This is a genomic window from Pseudochrobactrum mosebachae, from assembly GCF_048914685.1.
GTDB lineage: Bacteria > Pseudomonadota > Alphaproteobacteria > Rhizobiales > Rhizobiaceae > Pseudochrobactrum.
The window spans coordinates 2,268,896-2,285,000 of sequence record NZ_CP128408.1 but is presented as its reverse complement, the minus strand read 5'-3'; the positions used below and the strand labels follow the sequence as shown (position 1 = coordinate 2,285,000).

Here is a 16,105-nt window from a genome sequence, read left to right as displayed (position 1 = left end):
GCACTTGCCAAGCTGATGAATTCGCCACGCCTGAAGGCCGGTAGTGTTTTGCGCGTCGGCGTGATGTCTTCAGAAAATGAAGATCACATTGTCCGTGTTACACTTTATAATGGCACCACCCATATTGTTACGGTCGCATTGGATGATCAGAAACAATATGTGCCTTCTGATGAACCGGAAATGACACCGCTGCTGCAAACTGCTTTTGATGACACAGCGCCGCTGCCAACTATTCGCGGTGAACTGCCATCGGTTTATGATGCCATTTACAAATCCGCACTTGCCTATGGCATGACCAGCGATATGGCACGGCAATTGGTGAAAATGCTCGCTAATGATGTGGATTTACAATCCAAAGTATCTCGCTCTGATACGATTGAAGCGTTTTTCTCTATGCCGGAAGATTCAGACACAGCCAATGATGAATCGCAGCTGCTTTATATCAGCGCTAATATGAGTGGCACCACGCGAAAATTCTATCGCTATCAATCGCCGGAAGGCGGTGTTGAATATTACGATGAAAACGGCCGTAGCGCTCAGCAGTTTTTATTAAGAAAACCAGTGCCGAATGCCGTCTTCGGCTCGCCATTCGGGGCACGCCGCCATCCTATCCTTGGCTATGTGCGTATGCATACCGGTGTTGACTGGCGCGCGCCACGCGGAACACCGATTTTGGCAGCCGGTAATGGTGTCGTTGAAAAAGCCGGTTGGGCCAATGGTTATGGTAATCAGACTATTATCCGCCACGGCAATGGTTATCAGACAAGCTATAATCATCAAAATGCCATTGCTTCCGGCATTTCGCCCGGCGTGCGGGTACGTCAGGGGCAGCTGATCGGCTATGTCGGTTCCACCGGCCTCTCAACAGGGCCGCATTTGCATTATGAAGTCATCGTCAATGGTACAAAAGTTGATCCGATGCGGATACGCATGCCCAACAGCCAGTCGTTAAGCGGCAAACAGCTGGAAGTCTTTATGCGCGAGCGCAATCGAATTGACCAGTTACTGGATGGTAAAAGCGATACAACAGCCAAAGTTGCCGCCACCACACAGGCAAAAAGCTGACAGGGCAGTTTCAGTAAAACTGCTCTTGCTTTTATCTCTATCACCTATGCCCCTTCATAGAGAGGCGCTTATTCTGTGAACTCGACCGTAACGCCGGCTTTAACGAGCTTTGCCAGTTCTTCCGCATCCCAGTTTGCCAACCGAATACAGCCGTGGCTTGATGTTTTACCGATCCGTGACGGATCAGGCGTACCATGAATACCATAAGTCGGCTTTGACAGTGCAATCCACACAGTTCCCACAGGGCCGTTTGGCCCCGGCGGAATTGTCAGAACCTTGTCATTATTACCCTGCTTGAAATTAATCTTCGGATTATAGGTATAATTCGGATTAATCGCGATCCGCTCCACCGTTACAATACCTGACGGAGAAGGATTATCGGCTGAACCAATGGTTGATGGATAAGCAACAACAAGTTTACCACTCTCATCATAACCGCGCACCTGCTTGCGCGCTTTATCAGCGATGATACGTGCCACTTTAGGGCGTTTTTGCTTACCCAGATTTGGCACACGAATAACCTCACCCGGCTGACGAAAGCTAATGCCGGGATTGATCTCCTGCAAATAAGTTTCGTCAATATGGAAGCGCTCGGCCAGCATCTCACGCGGCGAGACATAGGCCATTTCCTGTAATTTGGCCTTTTCGCTATAATCATTAGGCACAGATGCCAGATAAAAACGGCCAATATCCTCATTGGAAATAGTATATTCTGTAAAGGCAGGGCCACCGGTTGCTTCAAGCTGTGCATTAACCTGCATTTCGTCTGCAGGATTAACACTGATACCTGTCACTTCAAAATAAGCGGCCGTTGCCTTATCGACATTGCTGCCGGCTTTACCATCAACCACCCCCGGTGATGTGCCAGCGCGATCTAATAATATCTGATAAGAGGCTATTTTAGTTTTAGCACCTTGCCCCTTTGGCATAATCACAGCCGGTGTTTGCTGTGATGGTGAAGGCAAAGACGTACCGCCCGGCGCCTGACCATAAGGATCTTCAATCGCCGGCTGGAACTCATTATTATCATAATTCGCCGAACCGCCGACATTTGGCAGGTTCGACCGCTCAACAGCGGCATTGTTGACAGCACCACGGCCGGAAGACGGCGCCGCAGGATAATAATCCACCCCCGCATCATCCGGCACATTGGCAAAACCGTCATAAGGCGCGCCACCATCCACCGGACCATTCAATGTCCAGTTGTCATTAGTATTTGGCGCAACATATTGAGGCTGTGGTGCAGGGCGCTGCTGATAACCGCTTGGCTGATCCTGAATACGCAGAATCTTACCATGGCGATCCATTGTCACCTGTCGTCCGCTCGGATCAATATAGACCCGCACTTTATCATCCTGATAAATTTCTTCACCCGGATCATAAAGCTGGGCCATTAATACGGGGCGTTCACCTGCCGCATCAGCTTTTGAAGCACCTGACGGCGCGGCACTCACGGTTCCATAAGTCAGGCTTGTCAGCACTGTCGCAGACAAGCCCAGCATAGTTTTCCGTAAAATTCCCCGCATATCGTGCATTCTACACCCTATTATACGCAAGCCCTCCCCTGATCGGGGTTAAAAGAGCTGCATGTTGCTTCATTCAGCAAATCACTGATTTGTTCCGGCTATGCTTCATGCACAGATCAGGCATTTTTATGGTTAATAGCTTAACTGCAAATGAAGAAGATTAACCGGCGGATATATATTTTATTTCAACGCATAAAAAATGGCGCCATCAGCAGACAGCGCCATTGATTAATTTCTACCTGAAGTCAGGTTCCTATCTGGAAACCAGGCTTTATCCTTTAGTCTGGAAAACCAGACTTTATTGCTTGGTCTGGAAAACCAGACGGTCAGACCCCGCCGATATATCAACCACCGATCCGTCCAGAATTTCACCGCCGAGAATTTTCTCAGCCAACGGATCCTGAACCTGCTTCTGAATCACGCGCTTCAGCGGACGCGCACCATAAGCAGGATCATAGCCTTTATCAGCCAGCCAATTGCGGGCATCATCCTCAATCGTCAGCTCGATCTTTCGATCTGTCAGCAGATCTTGCAATCTTGCCAGCTGAATATCGACAATCGCACCCATTTCCGAACGATGCAGACGATGGAACAGAATAATCTCATCCACACGGTTGAGAAATTCCGGACGGAATGAAGCGCGCACCACGCCCATCACTTCATCGCGAACACTGTCCACATCCTGATCTTCATTCAGCGCAACCAAATATTCTGCACCGAGATTGGAGGTCATAATGATCAGCGTATTGCGGAAATCCACCGTACGCCCTTGCCCGTCAGTCAAGCGGCCATCATCAAGCACCTGCAACAACACGTTGAACACATCCGGATGCGCTTTTTCGATCTCATCAAACAAGATCACCTGATAAGGACGACGGCGCACAGCTTCCGTCAGCACACCACCCTCTTCATAACCGACATAGCCCGGAGGCGCGCCGATCAGACGGGATACGGAATGCTTTTCCATAAACTCGGACATATCAATACGAACCATGGCCGTATCATCAGCGAACATAAAACTGGCCAATGCTTTGGTCAGCTCAGTTTTACCCACACCTGTCGGGCCTAAGAAGATAAACGAGCCAATCGGGCGATTAGGATCCTGCAGACCGGCACGGGCACGGCGCACCGCCCGCGATACTGCCTGCACAGCTTCCCCCTGACCAATCACCCGCTTGCCGATTTCATCTTCCATACGCAGCAGTTTTTCACGTTCGCCTTCCAACATCCGATCAACCGGAATACCGGTCCAGCGTGAAATAATCTGGGCAATATGATCCGGCGACACAGTTTCTTCCAGCATTGTGCCGGTATTTTCCTGTGCTTCCGCATCGCTCAGCTGTTTTTCCAGCTGCGGAATAGTACCATAAGCCAATTCACCGGCTTTCTGGAACTCACCATTTCGCTGTGCCGAAGCCAATGCATTTCTGGCGTCTTCAAGCTGCTTTTTCAGATCCGCGGCAAAACCAAGCTTCTGCTTTTCCGACTGCCATTTCGCGGTCAGTTCAGCAGACCCCTCTTCCAGATCAGTCAGCTCTTTTTCAAGGCGCTGCAACCGGTCTTTCGAGGCGGTGTCGGTTTCAAGCTTCAAAGCTTCACGTTCAATTTTCAGCTGCATCACGCGGCGGTCAATTTCATCCAGCTCTTCCGGCTTGGAATCCACCTGCATCCGCAAACGCGCGGCAGCCTCATCCACAAGGTCAATCGCTTTATCTGGCAAAAACCGATCCGTAATATAACGGTTTGACAGGCTTGCAGCCGAAACCAATGCAGAATCGGAAATACGGACTTTATGATGCTGTTCGTATTTTTCTTTCAAACCACGCAGGATCGAAATCGTATCTTCAATAGTCGGCTCATTAATAAATACCGGCTGGAAACGACGCGCAAGCGCCGCATCTTTTTCCACATATTTGCGGTATTCTTCCAATGTTGTGGCGCCCACACAATGCAACTCACCACGCGCAAGCGCAGGCTTGAGCAAGTTAGAGGCATCCATCGCACCGTCAGATTTACCGGCACCAACCAATGTGTGCATTTCGTCAATGAACAGAATAATCTCGCCATTCGCCGACTGCACTTCATTGAGCACAGCCTTCAGACGCTCTTCAAACTCACCACGATATTTTGCACCGGCAATTAGCGCGCCCATATCAAGCGCCATTAACCGCTTTTCTTTGAGCGATTCCGGCACATCACCATTGACAATACGTAAAGCCAGACCCTCAGCAATAGCGGTTTTACCCACGCCAGGTTCACCGATCAACACCGGATTGTTTTTGGTACGGCGCGACAAAACCTGAATGGTACGGCGGATTTCATCATCACGACCAATAACCGGATCAAGCTTGCCATTGCGCGCATCTTCTGTCAGATCGCGGGCATATTTTTTCAGTGCTTCAAAGTTGGCTTCCGCAGATGCACTGTCAGCTGTTCTGCCTTTACGCATCTGATTAATCACCTCATTAAGCGCCTTAGCAGTTACACCGGCTTTGGTCAGAATATCATAGGTTTTCGCGCTTTTTTCCAGCGTAAAAGCCGTCAGCAAGCGTTCAACCGTGACATAGCTGTCACCGGATTTGGTCGCCAGTTCTTCTGCCGTTGTTAAAATTTTGGCAAGTGCCGGCGCCAGATAAAGCTGACCGTTACCACCGGTTACTTTCGGCAGTGCAGCAAGCGCACCCTGCAAAGCAATTTTTATATCAGTGACACGGCCACCTGCACGGGAAATCAGCCCCGATGCCAGACCCTCTTCATCATCCACCAAAACCTTCAGCAAATGCTCAGGCATAAATTGCTGATTATCTGAATTCAACGCGAGGCTTTGTGCAGACTGGATAAAGCCCTGAACGCGTTCACTGTATTTCTCAATATTCATAAATGTCTCCTTCTCGCCTGCCAGCCCTTTAAGGCACCGGCAGATCATTGGTGACGGCTCCCCCTTAGAGGCAGAAGCCATTATAAAATGCTGCGCTTTATATTCTGCAGCTTGTTTATGAAATTGATATGGTGCAGTGCCGGTGCCCTCGCAAGGGGTTGGCGAAAAAGAATAATTTATAAAATCATTTTAAGAGCCGCTTGAACAGCCAGCATTTATATCAGCAGTTCAAAGCCGGTCATTTTCGGCACAATTATAAAAAAACCGGCGGAATAAACCGCCGGTTTTTAAAAAGCACATGAGACCAATCCGATTACTCGGTTTTAGCCAAAGCGGTGTCCTGATCCTGCGCTTCATTATCGGCGCTGGCAGTCCGCACAGTACGGCGCGGGCGCAAAACCCGGCGCGGACGGCGCGTTTCTGTATCTTCACTACCGGCATCCTGATCCGCATCAACCTGAGCAGCGGCAGCAACAGGTGCAGTCGCAGTATCTGCATCCCGCACTGCGGCAGCTGCAACACGCGGGCGGCGGCGAACAACCGGCGCTTCCGCAACCTGTGTTTCAACAACCGGTGCTGGAGCCTCTATTGCAACAGGTGCCGCAGAAACAGGTGCAGGGCTGGCCAAAACAGATGTCACAACCGGTGCTGCAGCCTGAACTGGCGCTGAGACTGGAGAATGAATAACAGGCTGCTCAGAAGACGAATCAAACGGCGCAGCATTAACCGCTGCTGTTTCATTGCTTTGTTCAGCATTATAGTCCGGGCGCTGATGACGGCGCGGACGCTGCATGCGGCTTTGCCTGTCATTTTGGTTCCGGTCATTTTGCTGGCGATCATTCTGGTTACGATCACCCGCATTACGCTCATTATAATTGCGCTCACCCTGATTACGATCAGAGTTGCGGTCACTACTGCGATCTGGGCGATTGTTCTGCTGGCGCGGATTGCGGTTTGATGTCCGGCTGTTTTCTTCGCCATACATAACTTCGGCAGGCGTGCCTTCAATCACCGGCTGCGGGCCGCTGCCGTCATAAACTTCCTGATGCACAACCTGATGCAATTGGCCGGAATTGCCCTGTTCCATCACATCGTCATCATCATAATTATCGTCGTCGAAATTTTCTTCGCGCTGTAATGGCACAGGATTTTGCGCCTGCGCAGCGAGAATAATACGATTATAATGTTCAGCGTGCTGCAAATAATTTTCTGCAATAACCCTATCGCCGGTCGCCTGCGCATCACGCGCCAAGGTCGTATATTTTTCGGCAATATGCTGCGCATTGCCCCTGATTTTCACATCAGGCCCGTTACTTTCATAGTTACGGGACAGAGGATTAGGGCCCTTGCGGTTATTGTTATTATTATTATTGCTACCCCGTCCACGCATGCGCCTGTTCTGCTGTGCTGGCCTCATACTCATCTCTTTTCAGATTAGGGGCGAAGAAATCCTCTCAGCTCTCAAGCTGATCGATCTCATAACTACAATGACGGAAAGTGCGCCCCGCACCTTCAGCTTATGATTTTATATAAGTTTTGTGCTGCCGTTTCAGCAACTCCGCAAAGGAGGTCAGTTAAAACACCAGACAGCTCGCTGATCAAAACCCTTGAAGCATCAATATAATTCCGCATCATCGAATGCGCATTTATATGTATATGCTTTCAAACATATGGCTTCAGGCTGACAACTCTGTCCGACGCACTACCGCATAATTCTTTAAATCGAAACCGGTTTAAAGGGAATATATACAGCATCCCAAAGTGTTACTGCATCTCTTACACATTCATCAGAAAGTGTAAACAGTAGCGGTGCGGGGAAATTAGCCGTGTTCGCGGCAAATTCCAAGTCTTTTTTGAGCGTATTCAGCATTAAAGTCAACGCTGAAATGATAAAGCCCGCTTATGCCCGCCCAAATCGTCTGCAGTACCAGTCAACCGCAAGGCGTGTTCTGCGAAAATAGCTTCCACATCATCAGCCTGTCCGGCCCCGATTTCCACGGCTACCATCCCGTTTTCACGCAGATGCCCGCCACTATATTGCGCTAAAGACCGATAAAAATTCAATCCGTCTTCACCACCATCAAGCGCAATCCGCGGATCATAATCTTTTACGCCTTTATCAAGTTCCAGTACAACTTTGGCCGGAATATAAGGCGGATTCGAGACAATAAGGTCATATTTTCCACGAACAGCACGGAACCAGTCACTCTGCAATGTTGCTAAACGCGATGAAACGCCGGCACGACTGGCATTGATACGCACAGCCTCAAGAGCGCCGTGAGCAATATCCACAGCAACACCACGGCTTTGCGGTACTTCATGCAGCAGGGTCACAACGATAGCACCGCTACCGGTGCCCATATCCAGAAGATCGGCAAAAGTATTTTCCGAAACCTTATCGCGAAGAAATGGCAAAACCAGACCAATCAATGCCTCAGTATCAGGGCGCGGCTCCAGCGTGTCGGCATTCAGTGTAAAAATCAGACCGTAAAATTCACGCTCACCGATGATTCGGTGTACCGGCTCTCCGGCCACTCTGCGCATAATTGCATGATTAAGACGCTCATAAATTTCAGCAGATACAGGCAAATCCTGACGGATCACAAGATCAGTAAGGTCACAGCCGCTGAGAGCCTGCACCAACAAACGGGCATCCATATCAGCACTGGCAATATCTGCGCTACGCAGTGCAAGCCGCACATAAGTCATAAGCTGGCCAAGTGTGGCAGGCATTTCAGGCGTCTCGGGATTCACGTCCGGAGTGTGTATCATCACGATCAACTATCACCCATTTCGGTCAGCAATGCGGTCTGATGATCAGAAATCAGTGCGTCCACCAATTCGTCCAGCTCCCCCATCATCACCCGATCAAGCTTATATAGTGTCAGATTAATGCGATGATCGGTGACACGGCCTTGCGGAAAATTATATGTGCGGATGCGCTCGGAACGATCACCGGAGCCAACCTGCGTACGACGCGCTTCCGAGCGCTCATTATCTGCACGCTGGCGCTCCATATCATAAAGTCGTGCCCGCAAAATCTGCATTGCGCGCGCGCGGTTTTGATGCTGGGATTTTTCAGCTTGAACCACCATAATGCCGGTGGGAATATGGGTAATACGCACGGCGGAATCCGTAGTATTAACGTGCTGGCCGCCAGCGCCCGATGCACGCATCGTATCAATGCGGATATCTTCATTGCGCACTTCAATATCAATATCTTCAGCCTCAGGCAGCACAGCAACTGTTGCCGCTGATGTATGAATACGCCCGCTGGCCTCCGTATCAGGCACACGCTGCACACGATGCACGCCGGATTCAAATTTCAGCTTTGAGAACACGCCCTTACCGGAAATTGTCGCGATAATTTCTTTATAACCACCGGCATCACCCTCACTGGCGGAAACCAGCTCAACCTTCCAGCCTTTATTAGCAGCAAAACGCTCATACATCCGAAACAGATCACCGCCAAACAACGCAGCCTCATTGCCCCCGGTACCGGCGCGAATTTCCAGAATTGCGTTTTTCTCATCTGCCGCATCTTTGGGCAGCAGCAAAATCTGTATCTCCGCTTCGAGCGCACTCAAACGGTTTTCAATATCCGGAATTTCCATTTCAGCCAATGCACGCATCTCGGCATCGCCAGACACATCATCACGCATAGCTTTCAGATCACGCAGCTCATCGCGTGCATGCTGTAGCTCACGAATTTTAAGCGCAACATCTTCAAGACCCGAATATTCTGAAGCGAGTTTTACGTAGGTTTCAGGGTTTGGATTATCGGCCATCTGCGCTTCAAGCATCATGAAGCGCTTCAACACCTGATCCATTCTGTCTTGCGGCAGTGCAACCATCCGATTTCCCTGAAATATGCTTATAGTGTTAAAATTTGGCGGTTTGCGCCCTGTTGCCTGCACCCATAAAGCATTTCGCAATCAAGTGGAAACCCTTGATTGCGAAATATAAGCCAGTAATAAAAGTGGTTCTATAACTGAATATGATGCTCGGCAGCATAGCGAACCAGGTTTTCACGGATTGAACCATTCGCATCCGGCCGGTGCACGAGCTCTTTCAGCATCACATTCAATGCCTCAGCATCCAATGACAGCAACATGTTTTTCACCGGGCCGATAGCCGCCGCCGACATTGAAATAGAGCGAAAACCAAGTCCGATCAGCATCATAGCTGTCAAAGGTTTGCCGGCCATCTCGCCGCAGAGTGTCACCGGCTTGCCATGGCGTTTGCCCGCTTCGGCAATTTGCAGCAACACACGCAAAAACGCCGGAGAAAGCTGATCAAAGCGATCTGCAATCTGCGCATTACCACGATCAACAGCCATAATGAACTGAAACAGATCATTTGAGCCAACCGATGCAAAATCCACCACATCCATCAACTCATCCAGCTGCCACAGCAAGGACGGTACTTCAATCATGGCGCCGATTTTTAAAGCGGTTGGCAAAGCATGGTCAAAACGCGTCAGATAGCTGACCTCACGCTCGATAATCTCACGGGTGGCTTTGACCTCGGCCACTTCTGTTACCATCGGCAGCATAATGCGCAACTCACGCCCGCCTGCCGCTTTCAGCAATGCGCGGATCTGGGTGCGCATCAGCCCCGGCCGGTCAAGTGCCAAGCGGATTGCCCGCCAGCCCATAGCCGGATTCTCTTCATGAGCATTGGAGCGAAAATACGGTAAGACCTTATCGCCGCCAATATCCAGCGTACGAAATGTCACCGGTTTATCGCCAGCAGCTTCCAGCACCGCACGATAGAGCTTTTCCTGCTGGCCCGAGCGCGGGAAAGTCGAGGCCACCATAAATTGCAACTCGGTACGAAACAGCCCGACACCTTCAGCGCCAGATTCTTTCAGCTGTGGTAAATCAACAATCAGGCCGCCATTCATCAGCAAGGCAATCGACTGGCCGTCTTTGGTAACCGAAGGCTCATCCCGCAACTCGCGATACAAAGCCTGCCGCTTGGCGCGAAATCGCACTTTCTCGGCATAAGCAGATTCCACATCTGTTTGCGGGCGCAAATGCACACGGCCATCTTCGCCGTCAATAATAATAGCATCGCCGTTTTCAGCCAGCGCCACCGCCCCTTTGGCTTGCCCCACAACCGGAATACCCATAGCGCGCGCCACAATCACCACATGGCTGGTGGTGGCGCCATCTTCCAGCACCAGACCACGTAACCTTTCGCGCGGATAATCCAGCAATTCCGCAGCCCCCATCGAGCGTGCAACAATGATTGAATCCTTGGCCATAACCTCGGCAGTAACTGCCGGATCATAGCCCATCAACTGGCGCATCAGCCTGTTTGCCAGATCATCAAAATCGCTGAGGCGTTCACGCATATAAGGATCGCTCAGATGCATCATACGGGCGCGGGTGTCGCTCTGCACTTTTTCAACCGCAGCTTCCGCTGTCAAACCATTGCGGATCGCCTCTTCAAGGCGGCGCATCCAGCCGCGGTCATGGGCAAACATCCGGTAAGCTTCCAACACATCACGGTGTTCCCCCTCCATCGCCACATCACGACGCGTCAGCATATCATCAATCGACAACCGCAAAGAGCCCATTGCCTCATCAAGGCGGGCAATTTCATGCGTAATATCTTCGTTGAAGAGGTTGGTCACAACAATGCGCGGCTCATGAAGTAACACATGGCCAAGCCCCACACCTTCATTATAGGCGTGACCGTTAAAACTCACGGAGCGGCCATTGGTCAGCTCAACGCCCGGGCGCGCCAAACGAGTCAGATCGCCTGATGCCACCATCTCAGCCAGCACCATACCTGTGGTTTCAAGCGCTTCCAGCTCATCTTCCCGATAGGCGCGCTTGGTGCGGTTCTGCACCACCAGCACACCCATGGTGCGGCCAGCGCGCAGCACCGGAACCCCCAGAAATGAATTATAAACTTCTTCGCCGGTTTCAGGCAGATAGGTAAAAGCCGGGTGGCTCTGCGCATCCGTCAGGTTGAGCGGGCGCGCGGTTGCTGCAATTGTGCCGACAAGCCCCTGCCCCAGCCGCAATTGCGCCAGATGCACAGATTGCGGGTTCAATCCCTCTGTTGCATAAAGTTCAAGAATTTCGTCGGATCGGAGTACGTAAAAAGAACAGACCTCCGCCACCATATTTTGCGCGATTGCACGCACAATACGGTCAAGGCGTTCCTGCGGTTCGAGCGCTTCAGCCATCAGGGCGCGAAGACGCTTGAGCAAAATCCGGGGTCCGGCTGTCAGCTCACGCATAGGATCTCAATGCTCCTCCAGATATTCCATGCGAAATTATCACATGCCCAATATCATCACCACTATCATCACGACAGATTGAAGGCTCTTGCCTGAAAGCCCCTAAAATCTGCCACGGGTTATCTGATTACGAATCACCCCGCATGTGCATAGCTCAGTTTATTTTGCTTGTGAGCATTTTTAGCACGAGCGTCTAGAGTCAAATCATCAAATCTTCGTTGTGATTATGCTCTTATGTCACTTCAGGTGCTTAAAATGTGGCATAAAACGATTAAATCTTATCTATCAACAAATCATCGCCAGAACCGGATGCTCCGTCTTTCACCCAGCCTCACAGCTATCAATGAGAGTTTAACTGAAATATCCACGCCTGAGCTATGCGTTATTTGCATAGCTCAAAGATTTCCTACACCCTGTATGGGCATTCGAATCTAAGCTTAGTCTACGTGAAACCCTCAAAGACAGCACCGGCAACAAAAAAGGCAGCGCCCGTAAGCACTGCCTTCCAGAAATTCTAAAACTTAAGAGCAGATCAGTGCTTATCAAGCCCATAAACCGAATGCAGGGTACGTACCGCAAGCTCCGTATAGGCGCTGTCGATCAAAATCGAGATTTTGATCTCGGATGTGGTGATCGCACGAATATTGATACCTTTTTCGGCGAGTGCTTTAAATGCAGTCGCGGCAACACCTGCATGTGAACGCATGCCGGTGCCGATCACCGAGATTTTTGCAAGGCCGGTTTCAGACTGGATTGAATCACAGCCGATTTCAGCCTTAACCTTATCCAGCGCATGCACAGCTTTATCCATATCGCCCGATGGCACGGTAAAGGTCATGTCGGTCTTGGAACCATCTTCCGACACATTCTGAACAATCATATCAACATTGATGTGCTCTTCGGCCAGCGGCACGAAAATCGCAGCCGATACGCCCGGGCGGTCAGCCACACGGCGCAGGGAAATCTGAGCTTCATCTCTGGCGAAAGCGATACCTGTAACGACCTGTTGTTCCACGATTTCTTCCTCGTCGCAAATCAGCGTTCCGGGAGGGTTGAGCGGATCGCCCATGCCCGGCGCATGCGGATCTTCAAAGCTTGAGCGCACAAATGTGCGCACTTTATGCACCATAGCCAGTTCAACAGAGCGAACCTGCAGCACTTTGGCGCCGAGTGATGCCATTTCCAGCATCTCTTCAAATGAAATTTTTGCCATACGGCGCGCTTTAGGCTCTACACGCGGGTCGGTGGTATAAACACCATCCACATCCGTATAGATATCACAGCGATCTGCTTTGACAGCCGCCGCGATTGCGACCGCTGAGGTATCCGAGCCGCCACGTCCGAGCGTCGAAATACGGTTTTCAGGGCTTATACCCTGGAAGCCGGCAATCACCGCCACCTGACCTTCGCCAAAACGCTTGATCAGAAACGAGCCGTCAATATCGGTAATGCGTGCTGCACCATGCGTTGTGTCGGTTTTAATCGGAATCTGCCAACCCTGCCATGAACGGGCATTAACACCCATTGACTGCAATACAATTGCCAGAAGACCAGCAGTGACCTGCTCGCCTGATGCCACAATAGCATCATATTCACGGGCATCATGCATAGGTGATGCTTCCCGTGTCCAACCCACAAGCTCGTTGGTTTTTCCGGCCATAGCCGAAACCACCACTGCTACTTCGTTTCCGGAATCGACTTCACGCTTAACGTGACGAGCCACATTCCGGATCCGGTCTATATCGGCCACAGAACTGCCGCCGAACTTCATCACAATGCGTGCCATTACGTCGACATGTCCTGAATGAAAATGAGAACCAACAAGAACCCGCCGGTACTCCGGTCAGGTGAGTGAAGCTGACATACCTAAATTATGCTCACTTCGCAAGCAAATCTGCGCTAAAAGATACTTGACTTTAACCAGCCAACGGACAAGAGCCTTCTGTGATCAGGTCCGATATCAGAAAATGGAGATGACAATGTCGAATATGTCCCAAAAGGATCAGCCCGAAGCTGTATCTGGCCGCACGACGATTGATCCGGCTGAAATTGCGCATTTTTCCCGCATTGCCAGTGAATGGTGGAATCCGCAAGGCAAGTTCCGCCCGCTCCATAAGTTCAATCCGACCCGTCTCGATTATATCAAAGCACATATTTGCAAGCATTTTAACCGCGATCCTTTATCGGCCAAACCGTTCGAAGGTCTGCGTATTCTCGATATTGGTTGCGGTGGCGGCCTGCTTTGTGAGCCGATGGCAAGGCTTGGTGCAACAGTTATTGGCGCAGATGCGTCAACAACCAATATTGAAGTTGCCAAAATCCATGCTCAGGAAATGGGCATTGATATTGATTACCGTGCCACAACCGCTGAAGCACTGGCCGATGCAAATGAACAATTTGACATCGTGTTGAATATGGAAGTTGTTGAACATGTTTCAGATGTGGATTTATTCATGTCTGAAACCGCTAAAATGGTAAAGCCGCAGGGGCTGATGTTTGTTGCCACAATTAACCGCACGCTGAAAGCGTGGGGTCTGGCAATTATCGGCGCGGAATATGTGCTGCGCTGGCTACCGAAGGGCACCCATCAATATGACAAGCTGGTGCGTCCTGAAGAACTGGAAAAGCCTTTGAACGCAGCAGGCCTGACGATTTTGGAAAAATCCGGCGTCAGCTATAATCCGCTCAATGACAGCTGGAAGCTCTCACGTGATCTTGATGTGAATTACATGGTTCTGGCACAGAGAAAATAACAGCCGGCGCTTCATCAGTCGTAAGAACAAAAAAGTAGCGCGTTTCCGATATTATAATCTAAACCGGAAGCGCTCTAGGTGTTTGGTCCCAGCATTTCACTATCAAGTTGTTTCAACTTGATAGTTATGTCCATGCGAAAAAGCTAAAATCCAGAGCGAGAACTGCGATCCAACCTGATCGGTTTGCGCTCTAGCCGGAGAGAACTGATCCGCATTAAAGGATCAGTTGTAATCTTCCGGATCAGTTGGCAGCGGCATAATTTCAACGCCGTCTTCAACCAGCGCGGTAATTTCTTCGCGCGTTGCCTCACCGTAAATACCGCGCTCAGCGGTTTCACCGTGATGAATTTTGCGGGCTTCTTCAGCAAAGCGATCGCCGACATAATCAGCATTTTCTTTAACTTTACGGCTGATCTCACGAATTTCATTCAGCAGTTTACGCTGGGTTTCCCCCATAGTCGCCGCTATTTTATCCTTGATACGGCCTGTTGTTACCGAAGGCGCCATCAGCGCCTTGGTAACTTTGGGTGAATGACACAGCGGGCATTGCACCAGACCGCGCGCGGTCTGGGCATCGAAATCCTCATTATTGCGAAACCAGCCCTCAAATTCATGAGCCTGATCACAGTGCAGAGAAAACCGCATCATAGCTTTGCCGCAACGCCTCCCGCATTGATGGTTTCCAGTTTAAACTCACGGGCATTTTTGAGATTAGGGATCATGTTGCGTGCCGCTGCACTTTCAGCAACATTAATATCGGCATAGATCACCGCCGGATTATCATGATCAGCCTCAGCCAAAATCTTACCCCAAGGAGAAACAATCAGGGAATGGCCGTAAGTCTCACGGTTCCCATTATGCAAGCCGCCCTGTGCAGCAGAAATCAGAAACGCACCATTTTCAATCGCACGGGCACGCTGCAGAATATGCCAATGTGCCTCACCGGTCTGGCGGGTAAACGCGGCCGGTGCTGTAATAACATGAGCGCCACTCAGAGCCTGCGCCCGAAACAGTTGCGGAAAACGGATGTCATAACAGATGGCAAAACCGAGCTTCATAAATGGCAGCTCGGCAATCACTGCGCGCTCACCTGCAGAAATAGTGTCGGATTCACGCCAGCTTTCACCATTGTCCAAATCCACATCAAACATGTGAATCTTGTCATAGGTCGTAATTTTTGAACCATCAGGCCCGAAAAGAAACGCACGATTGGCAATCAGACCACCCTCTACATTAATCGGCGTTGAACCAATATGCAGATAAATGCCGTAGCGCTTGGCAAGAAGTGCCGCCTCGCGCACCACAGGATCATCCTGTTCGCCATGCAGGCTCGCGCGATACAGCGCGCGGTCATTCTGGATAATACCGGTATTTTCAGGTGTCTGCACATAATCAGCACCTTTAGCGGCGGCTTCACCAACCATCTGGCTCAGCGCTTCAATATTGGCGGACATATCACCATTAGAGCGCATTTGTATGGCTGCGGCTTTGAAAGTTGTATTATTTACCGGCATTATTTCTCCCCTTACAATTTCAAACATTTGCCTGCCAAATCAAAATGAGAGCGGGTAACGGTCACATTGGATCGCAGCGCCCGCTCTGGATTGGCTCTAGCAGACAAATGTCC

Annotated in this window: 10 protein-coding genes and 1 pseudogene (1 of these 11 only partly in view); 2 read left to right on the top strand and 9 right to left on the bottom strand. The window is 50.4% G+C overall.

Annotated elements, in window-relative coordinates:
* Nucleotides 1-1,065, top strand: the 3' portion of a protein-coding gene (locus MP213Fo_RS10460) for a peptidoglycan DD-metalloendopeptidase family protein (protein ID WP_421088963.1). The gene continues 897 nt to the left of window position 1, outside the view; 1,065 of the gene's 1,962 nt are visible here — the last part of the coding sequence; its start codon lies off the left edge, out of view; its stop codon occupies nt 1,063-1,065.
* A gap of 68 nt (nt 1,066-1,133) precedes the next feature.
* Here MP213Fo_RS10460 and MP213Fo_RS10455 read toward each other — a convergent pair whose 3' ends face one another.
* The 7 genes and pseudogenes from MP213Fo_RS10455 to MP213Fo_RS10425 all read right to left on the bottom strand — a co-directional run bounded on the left by MP213Fo_RS10455 (nt 1,134) and on the right by MP213Fo_RS10425 (nt 13,511).
* Nucleotides 1,134-2,567: a L,D-transpeptidase gene (locus tag MP213Fo_RS10455; protein WP_421088962.1), complete on the bottom strand. Its 1,434-nt coding sequence runs from the start codon at nt 2,565-2,567 to the stop codon at nt 1,134-1,136.
* A gap of 322 nt (nt 2,568-2,889) precedes the next feature.
* Nucleotides 2,890-5,469 (bottom strand): ATP-dependent chaperone ClpB, encoded by a 2,580-nt coding sequence (gene clpB, locus MP213Fo_RS10450; protein ID WP_421088961.1) that lies wholly within the window; start codon nt 5,467-5,469, stop codon nt 2,890-2,892.
* Nucleotides 5,470-6,436: 967 nt separating this feature from the next.
* A pseudogene (locus tag MP213Fo_RS10445) lies at nt 6,437-6,886 on the bottom strand (DUF4167 domain-containing protein); the annotation flags it as partial.
* A gap of 458 nt (nt 6,887-7,344) precedes the next feature.
* A complete protein-coding gene (gene prmC / locus MP213Fo_RS10440) occupies nt 7,345-8,202 on the bottom strand; it encodes a peptide chain release factor N(5)-glutamine methyltransferase (protein ID WP_421091104.1) in 858 nt (285 codons plus the stop codon).
* 44 nt (nt 8,203-8,246) lie between these two features.
* Complete coding sequence (gene prfA, locus MP213Fo_RS10435) at nt 8,247-9,323, bottom strand: peptide chain release factor 1 (protein WP_421088960.1); 1,077 nt, start codon at nt 9,321-9,323, stop codon at nt 8,247-8,249.
* 131 nt (nt 9,324-9,454) lie between these two features.
* Nucleotides 9,455-11,725, bottom strand: coding sequence for a phosphoenolpyruvate--protein phosphotransferase (ptsP, locus tag MP213Fo_RS10430; RefSeq protein WP_421088959.1), 2,271 nt, complete (start codon nt 11,723-11,725; stop codon nt 9,455-9,457).
* A gap of 532 nt (nt 11,726-12,257) precedes the next feature.
* A complete protein-coding gene (locus MP213Fo_RS10425) occupies nt 12,258-13,511 on the bottom strand; it encodes an aspartate kinase (protein ID WP_421088958.1) in 1,254 nt (417 codons plus the stop codon).
* Between the two features lie 202 nt (nt 13,512-13,713).
* Here MP213Fo_RS10425 and ubiG point away from each other — a divergent pair, with 202 nt between their 5' ends.
* Nucleotides 13,714-14,478, top strand: coding sequence for a bifunctional 2-polyprenyl-6-hydroxyphenol methylase/3-demethylubiquinol 3-O-methyltransferase UbiG (ubiG, locus tag MP213Fo_RS10420; protein ID WP_421091103.1), 765 nt, complete (start codon nt 13,714-13,716; stop codon nt 14,476-14,478).
* 222 nt (nt 14,479-14,700) lie between these two features.
* Here the strand turns inward: ubiG and MP213Fo_RS10415 are convergent, their stop codons facing one another.
* A complete protein-coding gene (locus tag MP213Fo_RS10415; protein ID WP_421088957.1) occupies nt 14,701-15,126 on the bottom strand; it encodes a DUF1178 family protein in 426 nt (141 codons plus the stop codon).
* Nucleotides 15,123-15,992 carry a carbon-nitrogen hydrolase family protein gene (locus MP213Fo_RS10410; RefSeq protein WP_421088956.1) on the bottom strand — a complete coding sequence of 290 codons (870 nt, stop codon included), beginning with the start codon at nt 15,990-15,992 and terminating at the stop codon, nt 15,123-15,125. Before MP213Fo_RS10410 ends, MP213Fo_RS10415 begins: the two co-directional genes overlap by 4 nt.
* Nucleotides 15,993-16,105 lie beyond the last annotated feature (113 nt).

Coding starts and splice junctions, on each gene's coding strand:
- MP213Fo_RS10455 (WP_421088962.1), bottom strand. CDS start 2,567: ATGCTGGGCTTGTCTGCGACAGTGCTGACAAGCCTGACTTATGGAACC.
- clpB (WP_421088961.1), bottom strand. CDS start 5,469: ATGAATATTGAGAAATACAGTGAACGCGTTCAGGGCTTTATCCAGTCT.
- prmC (WP_421091104.1), bottom strand. CDS start 8,202: ATGCCTGCCACACTTGGCCAGCTTATGACTTATGTGCGGCTTGCACTG.
- prfA (WP_421088960.1), bottom strand. CDS start 9,323: ATGGTTGCACTGCCGCAAGACAGAATGGATCAGGTGTTGAAGCGCTTC.
- ptsP (WP_421088959.1), bottom strand. CDS start 11,725: ATGCGTGAGCTGACAGCCGGACCCCGGATTTTGCTCAAGCGTCTTCGC.
- MP213Fo_RS10425 (WP_421088958.1), bottom strand. CDS start 13,511: ATGGCACGCATTGTGATGAAGTTCGGCGGCAGTTCTGTGGCCGATATA.
- ubiG (WP_421091103.1), top strand. CDS start 13,714: ATGTCCCAAAAGGATCAGCCCGAAGCTGTATCTGGCCGCACGACGATT.
- MP213Fo_RS10415 (WP_421088957.1), bottom strand. CDS start 15,126: ATGATGCGGTTTTCTCTGCACTGTGATCAGGCTCATGAATTTGAGGGC.
- MP213Fo_RS10410 (WP_421088956.1), bottom strand. CDS start 15,992: ATGCCGGTAAATAATACAACTTTCAAAGCCGCAGCCATACAAATGCGC.